The sequence below is a fragment of the Paenibacillus sp. FW126-R14 genome (assembly GCF_058789495.1).
The window spans coordinates 68994-76121 of record NZ_JBYTBS010000037.1; the positions used below are offsets into that span (position 1 = coordinate 68994).

Annotated in this window: 5 protein-coding genes; all 5 read right to left on the bottom strand. The window is 38.7% G+C overall.

Translation table 11 applies throughout. From position 1 onward, the window contains the following. Positions 1-60: 60 nt before the first annotated feature. Positions 61-1863, bottom strand: a complete 1803-nt coding sequence (locus AC3WRW_RS21515; protein ID WP_492548346.1) for a sensor histidine kinase — start codon at positions 1861-1863, stop codon at positions 61-63. Positions 1864-1878: 15 nt separating this feature from the next. After that, entirely contained in the window at positions 1879-3315 is a 1437-nt protein-coding gene (locus AC3WRW_RS21520) for a response regulator transcription factor (protein WP_492548347.1), read from the bottom strand. Between the two features lie 134 nt (positions 3316-3449). Then, positions 3450-5117: an extracellular solute-binding protein gene (locus AC3WRW_RS21525; RefSeq protein ID WP_492548348.1), complete on the bottom strand. Its 1668-nt coding sequence runs from the start codon at positions 5115-5117 to the stop codon at positions 3450-3452. Positions 5118-5171: 54 nt separating this feature from the next. Continuing rightward, positions 5172-6044: a carbohydrate ABC transporter permease gene (locus AC3WRW_RS21530; protein ID WP_492548349.1), complete on the bottom strand. Its 873-nt coding sequence runs from the start codon at positions 6042-6044 to the stop codon at positions 5172-5174. A 14-nt stretch (positions 6045-6058) separates the two neighbouring features. Beyond that, a complete protein-coding gene (locus tag AC3WRW_RS21535; protein ID WP_492548350.1) occupies positions 6059-7009 on the bottom strand; it encodes an ABC transporter permease in 951 nt (316 codons plus the stop codon). Positions 7010-7128 lie beyond the last annotated feature (119 nt).

The following is a 7128-nucleotide window of genomic DNA, read 5'->3' on the forward strand; positions in this document are numbered from 1 at the left end:
GCAGCAGAACCCGCCTATCTTTGGCGGGTTCTGTTTGTGTTATTTTTCCATATAATTTGTTCATATAGATGGAATCTTAACAGTCACTGTCGTTCCATTGCCAAGTTGACTCTCTATCTCTACCCCGTAACCCTCTCCAAATAGCAGCTTTATCCTATTATTAATATTGGAAAGCCCGATATTTTTCCCTTCTAAACTGTTTTTCACTCTCTCCGAATATTCCATGTGCAGTTTCGCTTTCATGCGTTCCAGCTCATCTTGACCTATCCCTTTCCCCGTATCCGCTACTTGAAAACAGATATCTCCATTCTCGTCCATACTGCCGCTTACACAAAGCTGTCCTCCCGCGTCCATACTTTCGAGTCCATGATAGACGGAGTTTTCCACAATGGGCTGCAAGATCATTTTAGGTGTTTTCATCCCTAATAGCTTGTCATCAACCTTAACTTCCAAAGCGAACTTGTTTTCATATCGAATGGAAATAATATTGAGATAGGCCTTAATACATTGAATTTCTTCACTTATTAAAACGAGTTCGCTTTTTTCAATACTATACCGAAAAATCTTTGACATACTTGAAGTAATCTGCGCAATTTCCTTACTGCCGTATTCCAGACCGATACTACTAATGCAATTTAAAGTATTATAAAGGAAATGCGGGTTGATTTGACTTTGTAAGGCAGAAAACTCCGCCTGTTTTTTGCTCAATTCCGCCTCATATAATCTTGCCTGCGTACTAATAACATGACTCGTCATCTCTTCCATATTGTCAATCATCCTATTGATATCATAGGCCAGAACGCCAACTTCATTGGTTGAACGCACCTTCACCCGAAAGCCCCTGTCGCGATTACCGATTTTTTTCATATCTGAGACAAGCCCCATCACAGGCCGAGTCAGATTGTTTAAGAAAAAGTACCCCAGAATCATCATACTTAAAATGATACCAATTCCTGCAATAATGCTAATATTCTTAATCGCATTCATATCCGTTGTCAGCTCATGCACCGGTATCATACTTACGATCCGCCACTCGTCCGCCTGCCTCAAGCCTTTTGCCTGTACGATGACATCCTCCCCATTGATTTTGGTTTTTACCCCATTCGTTAGACTTTGACTATCGATCGAAAGAATTTCCTCGAATAAATTGCCATGCAAATTTGCATGATTAGACGCAATGACCTCATTTCGGCTGTTAAGGATATACAAAGCTGAATTAGGCGTCAATTCTGTGTTTTCCACAAGATCTTGTATCTTTTCCATATTCACGATGACAGAACAATAGCCTGTCTTTTTAGAAAATTGAACCCCGCCAATCGCCTCAATAATGGGTGCTATATAAAAGAAATATTCATTCCCTGTTTTTTCGTCCTTTAATAAGTTTGTAAATTTCCCTTTAACAAAAGTCTCATTTTCATTTTTAAATGAATTAATAAAATTGGTATACTGATTTGAAAACGTAATATCACTATTGGCAGTCGCTAAACTGGAAATTTTTCTTCCTTGATTATCCGTAATTACAATACCACTTAAATAAGAATTAAAGAGCCTCATATATTCTATGAGGTCAATGACATAAGTGCCAATTTCAAACCCCCTTTTGTAATCGTCATCTGCAATGGTAAATTCCTGTACCCATTTATTATCAACAGCTATGTTTGTACTGACTTTAATATCGTTAAAAATGGAATCGATCTTTTGGCGAGTTTGTTCTATGATCGTATTCCCATAATTTACAGCTCTCTTTTGGGTTAAATTATAAAAGCTATAGTAGGAATAGAATTCCATAATAGTAAATATGAAAATCGAAAATAAAAATATCAGTAAGATCTGATGTTTAAGTTTTAGTCTGCTAATCTGCAAATCTCCCCACTCCAGTCAACCTTTTCTGAATTTCGTAGGCGTTATCCCACATTGCTTCTTAAATACTTTATTGAAATAATAATAGTCCAAATAACCTACTTTGGTTGCAATTTCTTCAATGGACAGCTCTGTTCTTTTCAATAGCTCGCAAGCTTTTTTGATTCTCAAATCGGTTACATATCCCGAAAAGGTTTTGCCCAAAACTTTTTTAAACAGTTGGCAGCAGTACACTTGGTTGATCAGAAATTTGACAGATAAATCTTTCAGATATAACTCGTCCTGATAATGATTGTCGATGTATTTCACCATTTGGGCAAAATAAGCGTTCTTATCGCTTTCATGCATGGACTGGCCGTTTAGCTGCTTTAAGTATATGAAAATGTCATTTAAAAAGCTGCATAAGGACTCAAAGTTTTCAAATCGCTCTTTCAGTTCAGAATAATTGAGGAAATCAAGCTCCATGTCCCTCAACTCTTCGTAATAGGTGCCAACCAGGCTGCTGACCACTTGATTCCATAAATAAACGACTTCTCCCATGCCTAAATGATGAGATGAGAAGAAATGCATCATTTTCTGAATGATGTCATCTATGTCTTCAAACTTTTTCTCTTTCATACTAGAAGCAATGCCATCTATCAACGGATTAATCAAGCTAAGCTTTGGCTCATATTCAAATATCCCTTTTTCTTCATTTAAAAATGTTTGTGAAGCTGCAAGATCGGATTCCTTGATTAGCTTGGCCATTTGATCGTAATTCGTAGAAATGGAGCTAATTCCTATAGATTTTATATTTGAATCTGTGAATATTGAAGCATCCAATTGGATATCCAACTCTGATCTCTTATCACTTTTGAGAATGTACAGTGTCTTTCTTGAGCCAAATTCAACTTCTAAGATATGCCCTATATCGCCAAACTTAATGGCTTGACCCTCCTTTTTCTCACGATCGGAATACACGATAACGACGCGCAAATAATCGTCCGATGGACGATCAAAAAATGGCGTCAAGCTTTTTAAATCACTTTTATCAGGTGCGGTAAGCGCCTCTAAAATAAGGTTATTTCGAATACTTCGTTTCTTGGAGAAATGCAAGGCCAGCTTTTCAATTAAGGGATCTGCCAACTCAATATCCAAGGGCTTGAGGCAATAGTCCAGCGCACCATATCTTAGAGCCTCTTGCGCATAAGCAAACTCAGCGAAACCGCTTACAACAACGAAGTCGACATCCAATCCCCTGTCTTTCGTCATCTTCATAAGCTCAAGGCCGGAAATCTCAGGCATTCTAATATCTGTAAAGACGAGATCGGGAGTTTCCTCGGATATAAACTCAAAAGCCTTATGGGCACTTGTAAATTGACCTATGATTTCGAACCCGTATTGATGCCAGTTAAAGGCATTCCGTATTCCTTTTATCGCCCAAGGTTCATCATCTACAATAATTACACGATACATAAATACCTCCATGATTGTTGATCTTAGCAAAATCAATATAATAATCGACAATTTTTATGCGGATTTTTCATGTAAAATAATAGTACTCTAAACTTTGCAAAAAACCTAGGCTAGGGCCTAGGTTTAAAACTTAATTACTTCTTATTTGCTTGCATTGCCTTGTAGATTTTCACATTTTCATCCGTAACAGCCTTCCCGCCTGCTGCCAGGTATTCTGCAACCAACTTATCATACAGAGCATCAAATTCTGAAGGCTTACAGACAATCAGTTTATCCGTCATTAGCTTGTTCATATCCCCAAGTGTTTTGCCAAACTTAATATTGGACTCATTTGGCGTATCAAAGAAGTAACTGGTGTACGTATCCGTCGTATTGATTTTGTATGATTTTTCTGCAACATCTTCAAATCCAGGAGCCGATGCAGCTAAAGCCTTAATATTTTTCTGAGGGTCGCCAAGCTCCACACCATTTACAACCAGGGTATAATCAAGATTTAGATAACTCGGTTGCATATTGTCCCCTGTTTGATTAATAACCTGCGGAATCCCATTCACCATCTTGTGGTTGACTCCTTCTTGGCCATATTGAAGGAAGAATAAATTTTTCGGGTCGGACATCCAGTTTAAGTATTTAATAGCCAGCTCTGCATTTTTACTGCTCTTCGGAATAATGACATTGACGCCATTTTCGTTATAGGCGATTTTCTTATATTTACCTTCGTAATTTTGAAAAACGTCAATGGGTACAAAGTTTGCGGTAGGCACATTTGCCTTTAATGGCTGACTGATATTTTGTCTTAACGGATAATCCCAGTTTGCACTGAAAAATCCGATTTTTCCGTTGGTTAGATCAGCATCCGCTTGCTTGGCTGTTTTGTCTAAAGCGAAATCAGGGCTAATTAATTTTTCATTGTAGAGCTTGTTCAGAAACTTCAGCGCATCCTTGTTTCCAGGTCTTAACCAGCTGAACGGAGCTGTAACAAATTCTTCCTCCGACTGTTTTCCCCAGTAAGATTCGCCTAAATTTCCATAGTTATAATTTAAACCAGTTGCAGCTAATCCCCAAGGGATAACGCCATCGACGCCTCCCGGATTTTTATCCCGGAATGCAACTAAAGTATTATATAATTCATCTCTCGTCGTAGGAACAGGCATCCCTAATTTATCGAGCCAATCCTTTCTAATAAACATACCATTCCATGCCAGCGAAGTTCTTTTAGCAGGAATGGCCATCTGTTTTCCTTCAAACAGTCCATAAGAAAGAACGGTTTTCCCCAAATAATTCGTTAATTCTTTGCCATGCTTAGCCAATAAATCATTCAATTGAACAATACCATTCACTTTCGCGTATCTGGATACGGTTGGGCTGTCATAAGTAAATGAGATATCGGGTGCCTCACCTGCTGCCATCAATATATTGAGCTTATCAACTTCTTGAGATCTAGGTACCGCAACAAATTTCACAATCGCATTGTTCTGTTTGCCAAAATTATCATTGATATACCTGGTCCACGTATTATTGTTCAGATCTGGCTGTCCCTGTATGCCTCTGTCAAATACTTCAACCGTAAGTGTAACCGGAGGACTTGAAGGTGTTGCAGCAGCAGTTGAAGCTGCTGGCGCTGGCGATGCCGATTGGCTTACTTTATTACTGTCGCTTCCGCATCCCGCCAAAGCACTTATCAATAGTGTCGAAACCGGTAGTACAGCCAACATTTTTTTAATTTTCATTTTTATGACCTCTCCTCTATCATTTTCGACAAAAACGATGACTTTTCCGCAGTGTCCAAAAATCGAAAACATTCTTATCCATCCTACCTAATTAGTCCAATAACCACCACCCTTCAATCTGCCCCATTATCCCTTAATTGCCCCCGTCATGACGCCATCCACAAAATATTTTTGAAGTTTCGGGTAAACAACCAAGATTGGAACGGTTGCAAACATAACACTTGCAGCTTTCAATGACTCAGGAACAATATAAGCCCCAACACTGCCTTCACCTTGCTGGGCATCTAGCTGTTGGTTCGCAGTGATGATTTGGTACAGCTTTAATTGCATCGGATAAAGATTCTTATTTGTGATATAAAAAAGCGCATCCTGAAAGCCGTTCCATCTATCCACCGCGTAAAAGAGGCTTAACGTTGCTATAGAAGGCAAAGATAACGGAAGAACAATTCGTACTAGGATCCCAAGTTCATTACAACCGTCAATCGAGGCCGATTCTTCCAAGCTTTCCGGAAGTGATGCAAAAAAGGTTTTTAGGATAATTAAATTGAAAACGCTCATAGCGCCTGGCAAAATTAAGCTCCACATCGTATTCATCAAATCCAGATTTTTTACAAGAATGTAGCTAGGTATTAAACCTCCGCTAAAATACATGGTGAAAACCAAAACTGTTAAAATAAAGCTTCTTCCCTTTAACCTCTTCTTTGTAAGTGGATACGCTGCACAAATAGTTAAAAACATACAAACTAGTGTATAGACAATGGTCAGCACAATCGTGTACCCAAGTGTATAAATCATTTCAACATCGCTTAGAATCGTTTTATATGTTTCAAGCGTGAAGCCTACCGGCCAAAGTGCGACCTTCTGAGAGATAATGGCATCATTCGAGCTGAAAGAAAGCGCGATCATATATAAAAATGGAATTAAACAGGTAATGGATACGGCCGTTATGAATAAAATAATGCTTATATCCGTGAAATTGATTCTTTTTTTTCTACTCAACAAACTCACACTCCTTACCAAATTCCCTGCTCACCAATTCTTTTGGCAATGTAATTGGCTGCCACTAAAAAGATCAACCCTACAACCGATTGAAACAGTCCAACGGCTGTTGCCTGCGAGAAGTCGCCAGATCCAATTCCAATCCGATACACATAGGTACTGATGACATCGGAGTACTCACTTACCAGCGAATTCCCCATCACAAATGGCCGGTCAAACCCGATCGAGAGCATCTTGCCTATTTGTAAAATTAACAAGATAATAATCGTAGGCTTAATCCCAGGCAAAGTAATGTGCCATATTTTACGAAGCCTGCTGCATCCATCGATATCTGCCGCCTCATACAGCTCCTTATTAATCCCAATGATGGAAGCCAAATAGATAATGGTCCCCCATCCAACGCTTTGCCAAACCCCAATAGCTACATACATGATCAACCAATTTGTTTTTTGAGAAAGAAACTCGATTTTCCCAATCCCGATGCTGGATAAAACCGTATTCGCCATCCCACCTGATGAAAATAGCAGATACACCATACCGCCAATAATGACCCAGGATAAGAAGTGCGGTAAATATAGAATGGTTTGGGTCACTTTTTTAAATCGGGCATACCGGATTTCACTCAACAATATAGCCAGGATGATGGGGGCAGGGAACCCCGCTACCAAATCCAGAAGGTTCAACACAAGCGTATTGGTAAGCGCACGGTAAAAACTATTTTGTTCAAAAATGAATTTGAAAACATCAAGGCCAACCCACTTACTGCCGCTAATTCCATCAAAAATGTTATAATCCTGAAAAGCCATCAACACGCCATAAATGGGTGCATATCGAAATATGAGAATATACGCCATTGGCAGCAGTAAGAGTAGATATAAGAGTGAATCTCTTTTTAAGCTATGTAGAATGCTGTTCTTTTTCTTTATTTTGATATTCTCTCTATAGTTTTCTAAAACCGCTTTCATTTGTATCGTCCCTCTCCTCTAATATTTAAGAAAATAACCTCCTACGAAATAATTTGAGTAAAAATCTTATGTAGAGATCTCATGTAAGGAATTATACGCTCATGAATTTTTATTAAAAT

Excerpts from the sequence above, each read along its gene's own strand:
- AC3WRW_RS21525 (WP_492548348.1), bottom strand. The coding sequence starts at position 5,117 with ATGTTTTCGATTTTTGGACACTGCGGAAAAGTCATCGTTTTTGTCGAA.
- AC3WRW_RS21520 (WP_492548347.1), bottom strand. The coding sequence starts at position 3,315 with ATGTATCGTGTAATTATTGTAGATGATGAACCTTGGGCGATAAAAGGA.
- AC3WRW_RS21535 (WP_492548350.1), bottom strand. The coding sequence starts at position 7,009 with ATGAAAGCGGTTTTAGAAAACTATAGAGAGAATATCAAAATAAAGAAA.